We start from the raw sequence: 14,355 nt of genomic DNA on the forward strand, positions 1-14,355 counted from the left end.
CTAACAAGGGTCACGAACCTGGTGGACGTGGCCGCAGAGATCGGCGGAAGGCGGCGACGGTGTACGACGTGGTGCTGCTGACACTCGGCAGCCAGCCGGACGCGGGCTGCGACGGCGGCTGCGGTGTCAGCTGTGGCACGGCACTCACCCGGGCGAAGCCCGACTGCGCCGAACCGGTCCGGGTGCCGGTGCTGACCTGCCGGGACGCGCTGGTCGCCGCCGGCGCCCGGGTCGAGACGGTGACGGCGCGGTCGGACCGGGAGATCGACGACGTCCTCGCCCGGCTGGACGGCCCGGCCCGGCCGGACGGTCTGACCTGGCCCGACGACGACGGCAAGACCCGGCTGATCGTCGCCACGGCCGCCGACGGGCAGCTGCGGGCGGTGCTGCGCCGGATGGTACGCCGCTACGCGCCGCCGCCGAGCCGGCGACCCGCCGACCTGGCCGACTCCCGGACCCTGCCGGACCTGCCGGCGATCGGGGTGCTGCCACTCGACCCCGGCGGTTCTGCCGACTCCCGGCGGTCGACGGCAACCGGTACCCCGGCCGACGACGCCCCGCCAGCCGACCTGGCCGGCCGGCTCGGCCTGCCCCGGGAGCCGGCCGCGGTCGCCGCCGCGGTCCTCGGCGGTCGGCAGCGCCGGCTGGACCTGCTGCGGACCGACAGTGGTTCGGTGACCCTGGACGGCGCGCTGCTGGGCGCCGCCGACGAGCACGATCACCCGCTACCCTGGCGCGGACGGATCGAGGTCGATGACGCCGTGCTGAGCGCGGGCGACGACCCGCTGTTGGCCTGCGTGGTGGCGAACGCCGACGGGTACGCCCGGCTGGCGGAGGTGGAGCTGGTGACCCGGGCGGACCCGGCGGACGGGGTGCTGGAGGTGGCGGTGGCGGTACCGGTGAAGACCAGGTCGTGGTGGCGCGGCGAGCGGGTACGCATCGAGATCCGCCGGGCCCGTGGTCGCGCGACGGCGGTCACCCCGCGCGACGGCGAACTGCCGTTTCTGGACGACGGCGTGGTGGGCGGCTTGACCCGGAAACGCTCCTGGTGGGTGGAACCAGGCGGCTGGGCCGTGTACACATACTGACCTGGTATGCGACGCTAAGTAGCGACTGACCTGCACATCCTCGGGTTGTCCACGGGGGGCGAGGGGGAGGTACGCAGTGCACGACAACACCGATCCGGGGCGGTCGACCGGCACCGACGGAGGTCAGGTGGAGGAGCCGTTCTGGCCGCCGGACGAAGTAGTGGCAACTCCCCGCAGCGATCAGACCATCGCCGTACCGGTCATTCCGACGGTGACGTCCGGAGCCGAGGTCCGGCCCGGCAACGGCAGGACGGCCGGCAACGGTCGGTTACCCGCCGACCGTGATCCGGAACTGCCGCATTCGCCCGCGTCGCCGTGGGCGCAGCCCCCCAGCAGATTGACCAGCCGCTCGACGGGTGCCGCTGGCACCAGCGGCGATGCTGGTCCGCCCGGCGCTGTGCCGCCGGCTCCCCGGCGGTCACCGGAGCAGCCCGTACCGCTGGCGGAGGCGCCCGTACCGCTACCGCTCACGGAGCAGCCCGTACCGCCGGCGGACGCGGCCACGCCCACGTCGGAGGCTGCCGGCCGGCCGCACCCGACGCCGCCTCGGCCCGGCCCGACCCACCCCCGCCAGCCACATCCCGGTCCCAGCCGGCCCGCCCCACCACCCGGTCAGACACCGACGCCGCCCCCGCTGCCGCCGACCGGTCCCGGCCGACCGGGCGAGCCTCAGGAAGAGGCGACGGAACCCATGCCGGGCGAGCCCGCCGACCCGTGGGCCCCGCCGGCCGCCGGCCCGATGGCGACATCGCCTGCTGTGTCGGCGCCCACGGCGACGCCCGGCTGGGACGAGACGCCCGGCTGGGACGACTGGACTCCGACGGACGGCGGGGCCTGGTCACCGCCACCGCCGGCGGCACCGGCGTACCAGCAGGTGAGTCCGGGCGTGACCGAACTGCCCCGACAGCCGTACCAGGAAGCGCCCGGGGTGCACCGGATGCCATCGTCTCCCGGGCCGGGCTCGCCGGGGCCGGGCTCGCCGGAGCCGGACGCTCCGGGGCCGGGCTCGCCGGGGCCGGACGCTCCGGGGCCGCCGCCACGGTCGGCAATGTTCGACTCGGGCTACCCGGTGCCGCCCGCGGTGCTCGGCGCGGTGCAGCAGGGTCCCACTCAACAGGGCCCCGCGTACCAGGATCCCGGGCAGCAGCCGGCCGTGCCGGCGCACCAGCAGGCGAGCATGCCGGCCAGCGGCAGCCAGCTGCCGGCGGGCTGGACACCCGAGTCGTTCGTGCCGACCGCCGAGGAGTTCGCCCTGCGTCGGGCGGCGAAACCGGCCGACCCGGTCGCCACGATGGGGGTCCGGGCCGCGCTCAACCGGACCACGCTGGGCCTGGTCAAGCTGCCGCCGGGGCAGCACGAGCAGGAGATCCGGCGGGACGTCGAGATGGTGCGCCGCAACTTCGGTGGGCTGCGCCAGGTCACCGTGGTCAATCCGAAGGGCGGTGCCGGCAAGACCGTCGCCATCCTGATGCTGGCCATGACGTTCGGGCAGAAGCGCGGCGGCTACGTGCTGGCCTGGGACAACAACGAGACCCAGGGCACCCTCGGCATGCGCGCCCAGCAGGACTTCCACTCCCGTACGGTCCGGGACATGCTGCGCGACCTGCGCCTGTTCCAAGGGTCACACGGCCGGGTCGGCGACCTGTCGCAGTACGTGCGGGCGCAGGGCGAGGGCATGTTCGACGTGCTCGCGTCGGACGAGTCGGCCACCGCCGGCGAGATGCTGACCGCCGCCGCGTTCGCCGAGATCCGTGAGGTGGTCAGCCGGTTCTACAAGTTGATCTTTGTGGACACCGGGAACAACGTACGGGCACAGAACTGGCAGGCGGCGATCGACGCCACCGACCAGCTCGTGGTGACCATGTCGGCGCGCAACGACTCCGCCGAGCCGGCCGCCCGGATGCTCGACCACCTGGAGCAGACCGGCCGGCAGCGGCTGGTCCGCCAAGCGGTCACCGTCATCTCCATGCCGCCGTCCCGCCGGGAGATCGACCTGGCACCGATCCACCGGCACTTCGCCGCCCGCACCCGTACTGTGCTGCTGGCACCTTACGAGCGGATCATCGACAGCGGGGAACCGATCCGGTACGGGCAGTTGTCCGCGACGTTCCGGCAGGCGTGGCTGAAGATCGCCTCGGCGGTGGCCGAAGGGCTCTGAGCCGTCAACTGCTGGCGAGAGCGTCCCCGGCGGCCGGGTCGCAGTCCCGCAGGAACTGCGCGCACCGGGCGGCCTCGTCGCTCTCCCCGATCTCCCCGGCCGCCCGGGACAGCAGATGCAGGCAGGCCAGGAAACCCCGGTTCGGCCGGTGCGACCAGGGCACCGGGCCGTGCCCCTTCCAGCCGCTGCGGCGCAGCTGGTCCAGGCCCCGGTGGTAGCCGGTGCGAGCGTAGGCGTACGCGGCGACGACCTCCCCCTTGGTGAACGCACGCTGGGCGAGCACCGCCCAGGCCCGACTGTAGGTGGGGTGGCGTCCGGCGGCAGCGGCGTACGCCTCCTCGGTGTCCACCTGGGCAGCCTCGGCGAGTGCCGCCTCGGCCTGCTCGTCGCCGGGCAGCGTGGTGGCCGGCGGTTCGGGCAACAGGTTCTGCATTTTGCCCATTCAACCTGGATTCGCAGCGACATGGTGTCTGAACGGATGAGTCCTTCGTCACGCGTGCGGCGGGTGTGCCGATGCCGGTACTCGACTAGAAATAGAGGTCCGGAGCCTCCCCAGGAACCGGTTTGGGAAGCCCGGTGGCCTCGTGCCACCGGGCTTCGCTGTACGACCGAGCCGTCGTACGACCGGGCTTCGCTGCGCCACGCCACGCCGGTTGCGGCGGTACGGAAAAATGGCCGGATGCCCACGCCACCTCCCGCAGCGCTGTCCGGCGACTACGACTCCACCCCGCACGAGGTGGAGTCCCGCGCCGAGCTCGACCATCATCTGCGCGCCGGCAGCCTGGCCGGGCTGACCGTACAGGGACTGCAGTTCGACGTGCCGCCGGTGCCCGACCTGACCGACATCGACCTCACCGACACGTTGTTCCTGGGCTGTTCGTTCCCGTCGGCGGCGGCAGAAGCGGAGCTGGTGCGCCGGGGCGCACATGTGGTCCCGCCGCTCGCCGGGCGACCGTACCCGAGTCACCCGCCCCGGCTGTACACCCCGGCCGACCTGGCCGCCGGGTTCGCCGAGCACGGCGCCGACGGAATGTACGACAACCTGGTCTACCGGCATTTCCGCCGGCACGGCGGCGCCCAGCCGCAGATCCGCGAGGCGCTGGCCCAGCGGCTGCACGACCACGGCATCGACAACGCGCTCGCCGACGCCACCCGGACCTGGATCGACCGGTACGGGCCGGCCTCGGTGATCGGGGTGATGGGCGGGCACGCGGTGCCGCGTGGCACCTCCGCGTACCGGCTGGCCGCCACGCTCGGCTGGGAGCTGGCCCGGGCCGGCCGGCTGGTGGTCACCGGCGGCGGGCCGGGCGTGATGGAGGCGGCGAACCTCGGCGCGTACCTGAGCAGCCGCGACGCCGAGGAGCTGACCGACGCCATCGACCTGCTGGCCGGCGCGCCGGACTACGCCGACCAGCAGCCGTACACCGCTGCGGCGCTGGCGGTCCGCGACCGGTACCCGGTCGACGCGGCGGTGTCCAACGACAGCGACTCCGGCTGGGCGCGGGTTGGCGGGCTCGCCATCCCCACCTGGCTGTACGGGCACGAACCGGCCAACCTGTTCGCCGGCCGGATCGCCAAGTACTTCTGCAACGCCGTCCGGGAGGACACCATCCTGCGGCTGACCCGGGGCGGCATCGTGTTCGCGCCGGGCCGGGCCGGCACCGTGCAGGAGGTGTTCCAGGCGGCCACGAAGACGTTCTACGGCACCGACGGGGCCAGCGGCCCGTACGTCTTCCTGGACCGCGCCTTCTGGAGCCAGACCCTGCCGGTCGAGGCGCTGCTGGCGCCGCTGCTGGCGCTGTCCCCGGCCGGCGACCTGTCCCCGCTGGTCCGGCTCACCGACGACGTGCACGAGGCGGTCGCGCTGCTCACCGCCGCCGCGCTGCCGCCGGTAGTGCCGGCCCAGTCACGGAGCTGACCTCGGCTCGGCAGGACGATCGACTATCCGGCGGTCGGTCCCATTCATTGCATAACGTCCGTCAGCCGTGGTTCATGTCTGCTGAGCTGACCGTGGCCAACCGTGGGCGGAATGCCGTGTTCGGCTCGCCGTCTGCCCGTAGGTCGGTGGTGGCAGAGTGCTGCCGAGGATTGCTTCGGTTGCGGCGTGGGCGAGGGTGGCCTGGGTGGTGGCGGGTAGTCCGATCCGATTCCAGTGGAAGATCACGTGTTCGGTGATGACCGCGCGTAGCCCGCGGGTGAGTGTGCCGGTGGCGCGTAGGCCGCCGAGGGTGGTGCCGGCGTCTGCGAAGGCGGTGTGCCAGTCGCACGGGTGGTGGGGGTTGCCGAGTAGTAGGTGGCGGATCTTGTCGGTGAACGACGTCCAGGTGACGGGGTTGGTGCGGGTGGCGGGGTGGGGGTGGTCGGGGCGGTGTTGGGCGGCGCTGGCCCAGACGTCGGCTTGTTCGTTGAGGTCGAGTCCGGCGGCGCGCATCAGTGCGGTGGTGAGGATGAGTGAGTGTTCGCGTCGGTTGGTGGGCCGGTCGTGGAGGTAGGTGAGGAGGTGGTGGCTGTCGTGGTGGAACAGGGTGTGGGCGGTGTCCATCGCTGCGGGGCCGCCGAAGGTGTGGGTTTCGGGTTCGTAGATGTCGTGGATCCAGGGGACGTTCTGGGTGAGGAGACGGTGTAGGGGGTCGGGGTGGTCGGTGGGTGTGGTGGGCAGGTAGCGGATACGCCAGGGTCCTTTGCGGATGAACCACCATGCAGTGATGAGGCCGACGGTTTCGGCGGCGGGCAGCACGCTGCGGAGGTGGGGTACGGCGTTGTGTTCGCGTTCGTGGCGGCTGCGGCCGGGGTAGTCGATGGTCACCTGTTTCCAGGCTGTGTCCATGGCGGGCCTTTCATCAGTTCAGGAGGAGGCAGGCGTCCCACCCGGTCGTGGTGGTGGTTGCGGTGGCGAGCTGGGTGCCGGTGGTGCCGTCGAGAAGTCCGGCGGGTTCGTCGGCGGTGGTGGAGCTGGTGGTGTGCTGGTGCAGGCGGGTCAGCGGCGTGACGGGTGTCGGGGTGAGTGCGTCGGCGGCGATGCGCCGGCCGGTGGCGAGGAGGCCGCCGGTGCCGTGGCAGAGGCTGCGGTCGGTGAGTCGGCGGGTCTGCGCGGGGTCGGTCACGCAGGTGGTGAAGGCGGTGTCGGCGAGGTGCCGTCGGGTGGTGTCGTGCAGGGCGATGCCGGCGAGTTGCTGGGCGCGGGCGATGCCGGGGGTGCCGTAGCACCAGGAGGGTCGCAACGGTTGTCGCTGGGCTGGTGTGCCTCGGTGCAGGTCGTCGAGGGTGAGGGTTTGCGGCCACCAGGTGGCGCTGTCGGTGTGTTGCTGCCACCGGTCCAGCCACCGGCAGATTCGGGTGATCGCGGTGGTGTGTCCGTTGACGCTGATGCCGTCGCGGTGGGTGAGGGCGAGTAGGGCGAGGGGTCCGGTGATGCCGTGGGCGAGGCCGTGGTTCGCGTGACCGCCGGGTGGTGGCGGCTGGTGGCGGTCGGGTCCGTTGTGGCACCACCAGCCGGGGAGGTCGTCGACGGGTTCGGTGAGGCGGACCAGGTAGTCGAGGACGTGTCGGAGCAGGTCGTGGTCGCCGAGGCGGCGCAGGGCTACGCCGAGGCCGGTCAGGCCACGGATGAGGTCGTACTCGGCGTAATGCGGCCGGCGGCGGGAGTCGATGCGGCGGTGGGCGGTGTCGAGGCGTCGGCGGGTGACGGTGGCGGTGCCGGTCGCGGCGATGGTTCGGGCTCGCGCGAGCCGGGGGTGGTCGGTGGTGGCGAGGACGAAGGCGAGGGCGGGTGCGCCGTGGAAGAGGCTGGCGCCGTCGGCGATGCTGACGCCGTCGGCGGTGGCTTCCCGTAGGGCGGCGTACGCGGCCGGCCAGTCGCCGGTTTCCTGGTGCAGCAGGGCTGCCCCGGCCGCGCCGTCGGCGAGGGACTGCCCGGCGCTCATGAGGTCGCCTGGTGGGTGCGGGCGACGGCGCGGGCCAGCCGCAGGCAGTGCCGTTCGGAGGCGGTGTCGACGCCGATCATGCGGGCGTGGTGCAGGTGCAGCAGGTCAGCCAGTACCTGGTCGAGGTCGAGGCCGTCGGTATGGGCGAGGTCCCGGTAGGCGGCCAGGGCGGCCGCGCGGTCATCGTCGTGGTGTGGAGTGCGGGCGAGGTCGAGTTGGGTGGGGTCGAGTCGCGGACCGCTGCGGTGCGGGACGTGGTCGGTGAGCCAGCGTGGTCCGTCGCCGGTGAACGCGTCGGCGATGGCGGTCATGCCGGCGGCGGTGGCGGCCTGACGGTCGCCAGTCAACTGCCGTAGCGCTATGCGGGAGTCAGCGGCGAACACCGCCTCGGCGGCGGCGAGCGTGGGTCCGGTGCCGTGGCGGGTCTCGGGCCGGTAGGTGTGCAGGCTGTGGTCGTGCATGACACGGTCGTGTTCCAGCCGGTGTGTCCACTCGGCGAGGCGCCCGGCGACGTCGGCGAAGCTCGCGGAGTCGGGTAGTGGGGTGCGTAGCCGCAGGTGGGGTTCGGGGTCGGGGTAGCGCAGGAACCACCAGCCCACCGGCAGGACGGGTGCGGTCTGTCGGGTGAGGTCGGTGAGGATGTCGTCGAGCCGCCCGTACAGCCGGGTTTCCAGCCACGGCGACGACGGTCCGGGCCGGTGCGACACGGAGGTCACGGCCCGGACCTGCCGGGCGCGCCGGGTAGGGCGGGTGGCTGGTGGGGTGTCGGTGAGGGTGAGCAGGATTTCGGCGGGCCGGTCGTCGATCCAGCCGGCCGGGCCGGGCGCTTCGGTGACGACGGTACGGGGATGTCGGTCGAGGTGGCGGCGCAGCACGACGAGGTGGGTGTCGTCGTCGAGGTTCAGGCGCAGCCGCACGTCATCGCCGCAGCCGAGCAGGATCTCGGCCGGGAGCTGGTGGTGGTCGCGGTGCCGCTGCCAGGCGTCGCGCCACACCTGCCAGGATCCACTGGGTGGGAGGGCGTGCCGGTCGATGATCCAGCGGGCGGGGTGCAGCACACTGCGGCCGCGTCGCATCCGGGGCAGGAACGGCAGATCGTGTGACTGTCCCCAGTCGAACCTGCCGCAGGGTGCCGTCCACGCCGTCGAGATCTCGGTCAGGAACCGCGTCAACGGCTGCTGCAGATCGGGCAGCAGCACGCTGTTGAACAGCAGCGGCTCGACCGGCCGGCCGGTGCTGGCAGATTCCAGCCACAGCCGGCGGCCGTCGCCGGCAACGGCGAGATCCGCGACCGTGTACGGCGGGTCGGGGTGGAAGTCCCCGACGGGCAGGACGGGCAGCAGCTCCGGTGTCCGGGCGAGCGGGGTCAGACGCGGGTCCAGCGGCGGACCGGACAGCTGCACCGCGTCCGCGTCGGGCAGCAGGGTCGGCAGACTCCGGTAGACCTGCTGGAACGACGCCAGCTCGCCGGGGGTGAGCAGGTGCAGGAACCGGCCGGCGGACACCCCGGCGTGGCGGGCGCCGCTGGCCACCGTCAACGTGAACCTGCCCTGGTCCAGGTCCCGTAAAGTCGCGGCCGCGAGCGTGAACCGCAGCTCCGTGTGCGGCGTCGGCGGCCGGTCGTCGTCTCCCCGTAGCCGGCCGACCAGGTCGTCGTCGAGGACGACCTCCGCCCGCCCGCCGACCGCCGACTGCTGCGCCAGGTGCGCGAGCAGCCGGTCACGGGCCGAGAACCCCGCCGGCGCCCGGCGGGTCGACCCCCGGTAGCCGGCAGGGAAACCCAGCACGGTCACCACGTCCCGCAGCGGCACCGCCGCGCCCGGACCCCACCGCTGGATGAACGCGCCGTGGTACTCCACCCACCCGGACGCGGGCGGCGCCACCGCCGCCAACGTCGCCGCCGCCTCACCCGCCTCCCGCAGGACCGCCTCGGGCAGCGTCACCGGCACGTCCAGACGCACATCGGCCGAGACCCGTCCGCCGGGGTCGGGTACCGCGACGTGGCGGGCCAGGTGGGCCACCGGGTCGGTGACCGTCATCGCCGGCCGCAGCTCCGACAGCAGCACCCCCGACCGGACAAGTGTGGCCAGCATCCGCTCGGCCGCGCCCACCCCGGCCGGCGACGGACCGCCGATCCGCTCCGCCAACACCGTGAACGCGATCGGGCGGGCGGCGGCGTCGATCGCCGCCCGCACCGGCCCGGTCAACCCGATCTCGACGTCCCGCCTGCGGTCACCGTCGGCGTGCGCGCATGGCACCACCCACACCCCGCCACGCCGGTACCCCACCGTGTTCGTCACCACCGTGACACCCCGCAGGACGGCCACGTCCTGCTCCGCGCGGGCGGTGACCTCAGCGACGAACTCCCCGTCCGGGCGCACGACCACCCGATGCTCCCCACCCCACCGCACAGCGGCGTGGGCGCCGAACTCGACCGGCGCCACCCCGGCGAAGACACCGAACGGCGTCGCCCGCGTCGTCCACCGCAGCAGATACCGCACGACCGTCTCGACCAGGCGACGCCACCGGCGACCCGACATCGGCTCGCCGGCCACCGCCCGGCCGATCCGTTCGGCGAGCTCCGGCGCGGCGCAGGCGACCGCCGCCGGAAACCCCGGCAACGCCCACACCTGTACCAGCCACCCCTGCCACCGCTCCGGCTGCTCCGATGTCAGATCGGGCCAGGCCGGCACGGTCAGCCCGTCCGGATAGGCGGCGGCTCTGACCAGGGCCGCACCCGCCGCAGGAACCACGACACACCCCCGGAAGAAAAGAGGGGGCCCGGCGTCCGTGGACGCCGGACCCGAAGCGGCGTCGAATCCGTGCTACTTGCTGCCGCCGGAGCAGGCGTTCGACCCGGTGTTACCCGAGCCGCAGTTGTCGTCGGTGTTGGTGGCGTACCCGCCTGTGGCGGGGCCGGCGTCGACCAGGGTGATGTCCAGGTCGAACTCCTCGATTTCCGTGGTCTCCATGCGCGTTTCCCTTCTCATGCGGGGTTGAAGGTGAGGACGACACGGCTGTGCCGCTTGTCCAGCACCGTCCCGGCCGGCAGGTCACCGTCGGGAGTAGCCGCGGGCAGCACCTGCAACGCCGGGGCCGGCTCGCCGCCGTGCACCCAGTCGCGCATGTGCGCCACCATCCGCTCCGCCGCCGCGGCGGCGTCCGGCCCGTGCGCGCACGCACCCACATCGAACCGGTCACCGGTCCAGGCGAGCGCCGACCGGTAGGAGAAGGTGCCCTCGTGCAGCGCGGCCGGCGTGCCGAACCGCCACGCGGGCGCCACCACGCCCGCGTCGACCGCTTCCTGCTGCGCCGACAGCACCACGAACTGATCCACCTCAGCGGACAGACGCACCGCCAGCCACAGATCCAGATCCGCCAGCACGGTACGGGGCGGCAGACTCACCCCGGCCCACACCTGCTCATGCGGCTGCGACAACAACCCCGCGACCGACTCCGCCGTGATCTGCTCGCCCTCATCCAACCGCAGATGTACCCCGTCGGCGATGTCGACGTAGCGCATCTCGTGCGCCCCGGCACCCTGCATCGCCACGAACCCACACAGCCGCTGACTGTGGCTCACCAGCCGCTCACCGACCCGACGCAACACCCACGACCGGGTCATCCCGAACGTCCGCAGCGGCACCACCAACACGCCGTCCTCGGCGAGCTGCGCGATCCACGACTCCGGGACATCCCACGCCCCCGCCGTCACGATGATCAGGTCGAACCGGCGACGCGGCTCGATCAGCTGCTCGGCGTCGGCGCACACCACCGTCACATCGCCGTAGCCCGCCGCCGCCAAACAGGCCACCGCCCGCTCCGTCACATCCGGATCGATGTCCACAGTCGTCACCGAACCCGACGGGCCCACCAGCTCCCGCAGCAGCGACGCGTTGTAGCCACCCGAACCGACCTCCAACACGTGCCGACCGAGCAGGCCGCCGTCGAAGGCGTCAGCCGCCTGACCCAGCATCTCCGCGATCAACCACGGTGCCGACACCGAACTCACGGTCTCGGCACCCCGCCGCTTCGTGATGACCGCGTTGTCACCCCGATACGCCTCCTCCAACAGCACACCCGGCGTGTACAACTCACGCGGCACCGCCCGCAACGCCGCCTCCACCTCCGGCCGCATCGTCAGACCCTTCGCCACATGATCAGCGACCAACCCATCCACCATCGCCGCCCGCAGACCATCGCTGGTCACCATGTCGACACTCATCCGCTACGCCACTCCCCACCTGTCACGGCCGCCCATCCGGACGACCCGCTCGGTCGGATCGCTGCCCGGTCCTGAACACATCTTCGCGACCACCATCTGGAGCCCCACCGTTCCCAGCAGGTCGCGGTGATCGTGCGCCACAATCCCCAGACGCAGACAAGGCGCTGGATCAACGGTTGGTCGCATCCACTCAACGCCTGAACGGCGATGTCGAACACCCTCGACACGAATCCTCGACAACCTCCGGCCGGCGGCCTCCCGGAATCCACGCATGCGATACCCCCAAGTCCCGAGTCCGTGCGGTCTACCCGGCGCCCATCCACTCGTCTACTCACCGGCCGGTCACGGTGGCTTCGCTCTGCGTTGAACGGTTATCGTGCCCTTTCAACGTTGTGCTATTTCAACGTGTGGTGGAGAGTCGGGGACTTCGTGATCGATCCGCGGCAGGTCCAGGACGTCAAACGGGAGCTCGGTGCCGCGCTCGCTCACCGGCGAAGGTCGCGTGGTCTGACCCAGGCCGATGTCGCCGGGCGGGTGTACAGCACCCGCAGCACCATCGCCGGGGTGGAACGGGGTCAGCAGGTAGCCGACCGGATCTTCTGGCAGCGGTGTGATCAATTCTTGGACGCCGGCGGCGCGCTACTCGCCGGTTACGACGCCTACGTGCGGCTGAAGCAACGGTTCGACCGCGAAAGGGTCGAGGCGAGGCAGCTGGCCCGTTGGGGCGAGACCGATGTCGGTATACAGCCAGCTGCCGGCGACCTCCCAGCGGCGCTACCAGCATCGACCGGCAACGCTCCAGATATCCCGGGGCCGGTGACGGTGTCCGCCCTCGATCCGATTCCCGACCCAGCTGGCGTCGATCCCGCCTTGGCGCTGCACTGGAGTGAACTGCTACGGCTCCTGGCCGCCTCGCACAACGTCTTCGGTTCACGCCAGGTGTACGGCGCTGTCTGCCGAGAGCTGGCCATCGTCCGCCGCTACCGCCGCGAGGCCCCGGACGACCTCACGCCACGTCTTCTGGCAGTGGAGGCGCGATGGGCGGAGTTCGCGTCCTGGACCGCCGACAACCTCGCCGACGTCAACGCGGCCGCCCACTGGCTCGACCACGCACTCACCCTGGCACACCGGGCGGGCGACAAGCGGATGGCAGCCTACGTCGTCATGCGCCAAGCGCAGCAGGCCGTCGACCGCCTCGACGGCACCCAGGCGACGGGACTCGCCGAAACCGCCGAGACACTCGTGCCACTTACCGACCGCGACCGCGCCCTCTGCCTCATCCGCCAGGCCCAGGGACACGCCCTTCGCAACGAACGACTGCGGTCCCTCTCCGCGATCAAGACCGCGCACCAGCTTGTCAGCCGGTCCATGGGCAACACCGCAGATGACCCGGACACCATCGGCCGCCACTGCACCCACGCTTACCTCCGCGCCCATGAGGGTTACTGCCTGCTCCAACTCGGCCACGCCGCTGCGGCGACGGAGACCCTGGAAACGGTCCTTACCGACTGGCCCGGCGACTACCGCCAGGATGAAGCGCTCACCCGGAGCTGGCTCGCCCGGTCCTACGCTGCGACGAACCGGTTGGCCGAGGCGGGTGCCGAAGGCAGCCGCGCCCTGAGATTGGCCGCCGCGACCTCGGCGGCCAGGGCGATGACCTCCTTGAACCAACTCCACGGTCGGCTCGCAGGCGTAACGGGATCCACCGAGGTCGTCGATTTCCGCAATGCCTTTTCCCTCGTCGCGTCAACGACCAGACTGTGATCATGGACTTGATCTCCACCGCGACCACCACGGACGAGGCCAGCCGGGCCGCGAGCGTCGCCGTTCTCCCGGTGGGTAGCTTCGAACAACACGGCGCCCACCTTCCGCTGATCACCGACACCGTCGTGGCCTGCGCGATCGCGAAAGCCGCCGCGACCGCCTACGACCTGCTGCTGCTGCCCCCGGTGACGATCAGCTGCTCGCAGGAACACACCGGATGGCCGGGCACTGTCAGCATTCGCTCCTCCACCCTGACCCAGATCATCACCGACATCGCGCAGTCGCTAGAGCAGGCCGGTGTCGACCGGCTGGTCGTGGTCAACGGCCACGGCGGCAACTACGTGCTATCCAACATCGTCCAAGAGGCCAACACGAGCGGACGGCGCATGGCCCTCTACCCGAGGAGGCAGGACTGGGAAACCGCCCGCCAGCACGCCGGCCTCGACAGCACCAGCCACGACGACATGCACGCCGGTGAGATTGAGACCTCCCTGCTCCTGCACCTGTGCCCCGACCTCGTCCGACCCGGCTACCAGACCGCCGACCACCTCACCGAACGACCCGACCTTCTGGTGCTCGGCATGCGCGGCTACACCCACACCGGCGTCATCGGCGCACCATCCGCCGCCACCGCCACCAAAGGCAAGGCCGTCCTCGACAGCCTGACCACCACCTTCGCCACCAGCCTCGCCATCCTCCAACAGCACACCCGACCCTGACCAGCCACGCCCGCAGCCCGCTACGCCTCGAAGGCCGCCGTAGCGCTCCAGCGCAGAGCCGACCACACAACGACGGACCGCAGTGGGGATGGACTGCCGGGCGCGGCAAGATCATCCTGCGCAACGTCCAACGATCCCGGCCGGTGTCGACCACCCGCCGACCGGCTTCGACGTTCGCCACGGTGCTGCGGGTGCTGTAGACCAGCCGCGCGACGTCCTTCTGCGCGACCCTACGGCACTACCCAGCTCGCTGAGCTCCCGGCCAACGAGTTGACCGCAGCAATGGTGGGAAGCACGATCCGGTGCTCGACTGGGAGTGGAGATGCGTCGGCTAGACGAGTAGTTCCGAAGTGAGGGGTCGATCTCCGGGCATGAGGAGAGGGCATCCAAGATCATGTTGTGACGCAAGACCTGGACACCCTCTTGACCGCACTGTACGTGAAGATCGACGACAGCATCCGCACACCTCGGTGGCGTG

General features: G+C 71.7%; 12 protein-coding genes. 5 read left to right on the forward strand and 7 right to left on the reverse strand.

Annotation, left to right across the window (positions count from 1 at the left end):
* Nucleotides 1-59: 59 nt before the first annotated feature.
* On the forward strand, nucleotides 60-1,088 hold the full coding sequence (locus ACFHW1_RS24890) for a hypothetical protein (protein WP_416551041.1): 1,029 nt from the start codon (nucleotides 60-62) through the stop codon (nucleotides 1,086-1,088).
* 180 nt (nucleotides 1,089-1,268) lie between these two features.
* Here ACFHW1_RS24890 and ACFHW1_RS24895 read toward each other — a convergent pair whose 3' ends face one another.
* Nucleotides 1,269-1,457 (reverse strand): hypothetical protein, encoded by a 189-nt coding sequence (locus ACFHW1_RS24895; protein ID WP_416551110.1) that lies wholly within the window; start codon nucleotides 1,455-1,457, stop codon nucleotides 1,269-1,271.
* 70 nt (nucleotides 1,458-1,527) lie between these two features.
* Here ACFHW1_RS24895 and ACFHW1_RS24900 point away from each other — a divergent pair, with 70 nt between their 5' ends.
* Nucleotides 1,528-3,246, forward strand: a complete 1,719-nt coding sequence (locus ACFHW1_RS24900) for a MinD/ParA family ATP-binding protein (RefSeq protein WP_416616226.1) — start codon at nucleotides 1,528-1,530, stop codon at nucleotides 3,244-3,246.
* A 4-nt stretch (nucleotides 3,247-3,250) separates the two neighbouring features.
* Here ACFHW1_RS24900 and ACFHW1_RS24905 read toward each other — a convergent pair whose 3' ends face one another.
* Entirely contained in the window at nucleotides 3,251-3,679 is a 429-nt protein-coding gene (locus ACFHW1_RS24905; RefSeq protein ID WP_416551040.1) for a DUF3151 domain-containing protein, read from the reverse strand.
* Between the two features lie 246 nt (nucleotides 3,680-3,925).
* On the opposite strand from ACFHW1_RS24905, the gene ACFHW1_RS24910 reads away from it, so the two are divergent.
* Nucleotides 3,926-5,164 carry an LOG family protein gene (locus ACFHW1_RS24910; protein WP_416551039.1) on the forward strand — a complete coding sequence of 413 codons (1,239 nt, stop codon included), beginning with the start codon at nucleotides 3,926-3,928 and terminating at the stop codon, nucleotides 5,162-5,164.
* A 72-nt stretch (nucleotides 5,165-5,236) separates the two neighbouring features.
* On the opposite strand, the gene ACFHW1_RS24915 is transcribed toward ACFHW1_RS24910, so the two are convergent.
* The 5 genes from ACFHW1_RS24915 to fxlM all read right to left on the reverse strand — a co-directional run bounded on the left by ACFHW1_RS24915 (nucleotide 5,237) and on the right by fxlM (nucleotide 11,394).
* Nucleotides 5,237-6,073 (reverse strand): thiopeptide-type bacteriocin biosynthesis protein, encoded by an 837-nt coding sequence (locus ACFHW1_RS24915; RefSeq protein WP_416551038.1) that lies wholly within the window; start codon nucleotides 6,071-6,073, stop codon nucleotides 5,237-5,239.
* Between the two features lie 13 nt (nucleotides 6,074-6,086).
* The gene (locus ACFHW1_RS24920) at nucleotides 6,087-7,169 is read right to left on the reverse strand and encodes a lanthionine synthetase C family protein (protein WP_416551037.1); all 1,083 of its coding nucleotides are present in this window, start codon (nucleotides 7,167-7,169) and stop codon (nucleotides 6,087-6,089) included.
* A complete protein-coding gene (locus tag ACFHW1_RS24925; protein ID WP_416551036.1) occupies nucleotides 7,166-9,922 on the reverse strand; it encodes a lantibiotic dehydratase in 2,757 nt (918 codons plus the stop codon). Before ACFHW1_RS24925 ends, ACFHW1_RS24920 begins: the two co-directional genes overlap by 4 nt.
* 72 nt (nucleotides 9,923-9,994) lie before the next feature.
* Nucleotides 9,995-10,141: an FxLD family lanthipeptide gene (locus ACFHW1_RS24930; protein ID WP_416551035.1), complete on the reverse strand. Its 147-nt coding sequence runs from the start codon at nucleotides 10,139-10,141 to the stop codon at nucleotides 9,995-9,997.
* A 14-nt stretch (nucleotides 10,142-10,155) separates the two neighbouring features.
* Nucleotides 10,156-11,394, reverse strand: coding sequence for a methyltransferase, FxLD system (gene fxlM / locus ACFHW1_RS24935; protein ID WP_416551034.1), 1,239 nt, complete (start codon nucleotides 11,392-11,394; stop codon nucleotides 10,156-10,158).
* A 363-nt stretch (nucleotides 11,395-11,757) separates the two neighbouring features.
* Between fxlM and ACFHW1_RS24940 the strand changes: the two genes are divergently transcribed.
* Both ACFHW1_RS24940 and ACFHW1_RS24945 read left to right on the forward strand, forming a co-directional pair.
* Nucleotides 11,758-13,158, forward strand: a complete 1,401-nt coding sequence (locus ACFHW1_RS24940) for a helix-turn-helix domain-containing protein (RefSeq protein ID WP_416551033.1) — start codon at nucleotides 11,758-11,760, stop codon at nucleotides 13,156-13,158.
* A gap of 2 nt (nucleotides 13,159-13,160) precedes the next feature.
* Nucleotides 13,161-13,877, forward strand: coding sequence for a creatininase family protein (locus ACFHW1_RS24945; RefSeq protein WP_416551032.1), 717 nt, complete (start codon nucleotides 13,161-13,163; stop codon nucleotides 13,875-13,877).
* The last annotated feature ends 478 nt before the right edge of the window (nucleotides 13,878-14,355 follow it).

The organism is Micromonospora sp. LOL_014, assembly GCF_048060245.1.
Classification (GTDB): domain Bacteria; phylum Actinomycetota; class Actinomycetes; order Mycobacteriales; family Micromonosporaceae; genus Micromonospora_E.

What these genes read in the sequence shown, in the direction of transcription:
- ACFHW1_RS24930 (WP_416551035.1), bottom strand. Translation starts at nt 10,141, where the DNA reads ATGGAGACCACGGAAATCGAGGAGTTCGACCTGGACATCACCCTGGTC.
- ACFHW1_RS24910 (WP_416551039.1), top strand. Translation starts at nt 3,926, where the DNA reads ATGCCCACGCCACCTCCCGCAGCGCTGTCCGGCGACTACGACTCCACC.
- ACFHW1_RS24920 (WP_416551037.1), bottom strand. Translation starts at nt 7,169, where the DNA reads ATGAGCGCCGGGCAGTCCCTCGCCGACGGCGCGGCCGGGGCAGCCCTG.
- ACFHW1_RS24905 (WP_416551040.1), bottom strand. Translation starts at nt 3,679, where the DNA reads ATGCAGAACCTGTTGCCCGAACCGCCGGCCACCACGCTGCCCGGCGAC.
- fxlM (WP_416551034.1), bottom strand. Translation starts at nt 11,394, where the DNA reads ATGAGTGTCGACATGGTGACCAGCGATGGTCTGCGGGCGGCGATGGTG.
- ACFHW1_RS24915 (WP_416551038.1), bottom strand. Translation starts at nt 6,073, where the DNA reads ATGGACACAGCCTGGAAACAGGTGACCATCGACTACCCCGGCCGCAGC.
- ACFHW1_RS24945 (WP_416551032.1), top strand. Translation starts at nt 13,161, where the DNA reads ATGGACTTGATCTCCACCGCGACCACCACGGACGAGGCCAGCCGGGCC.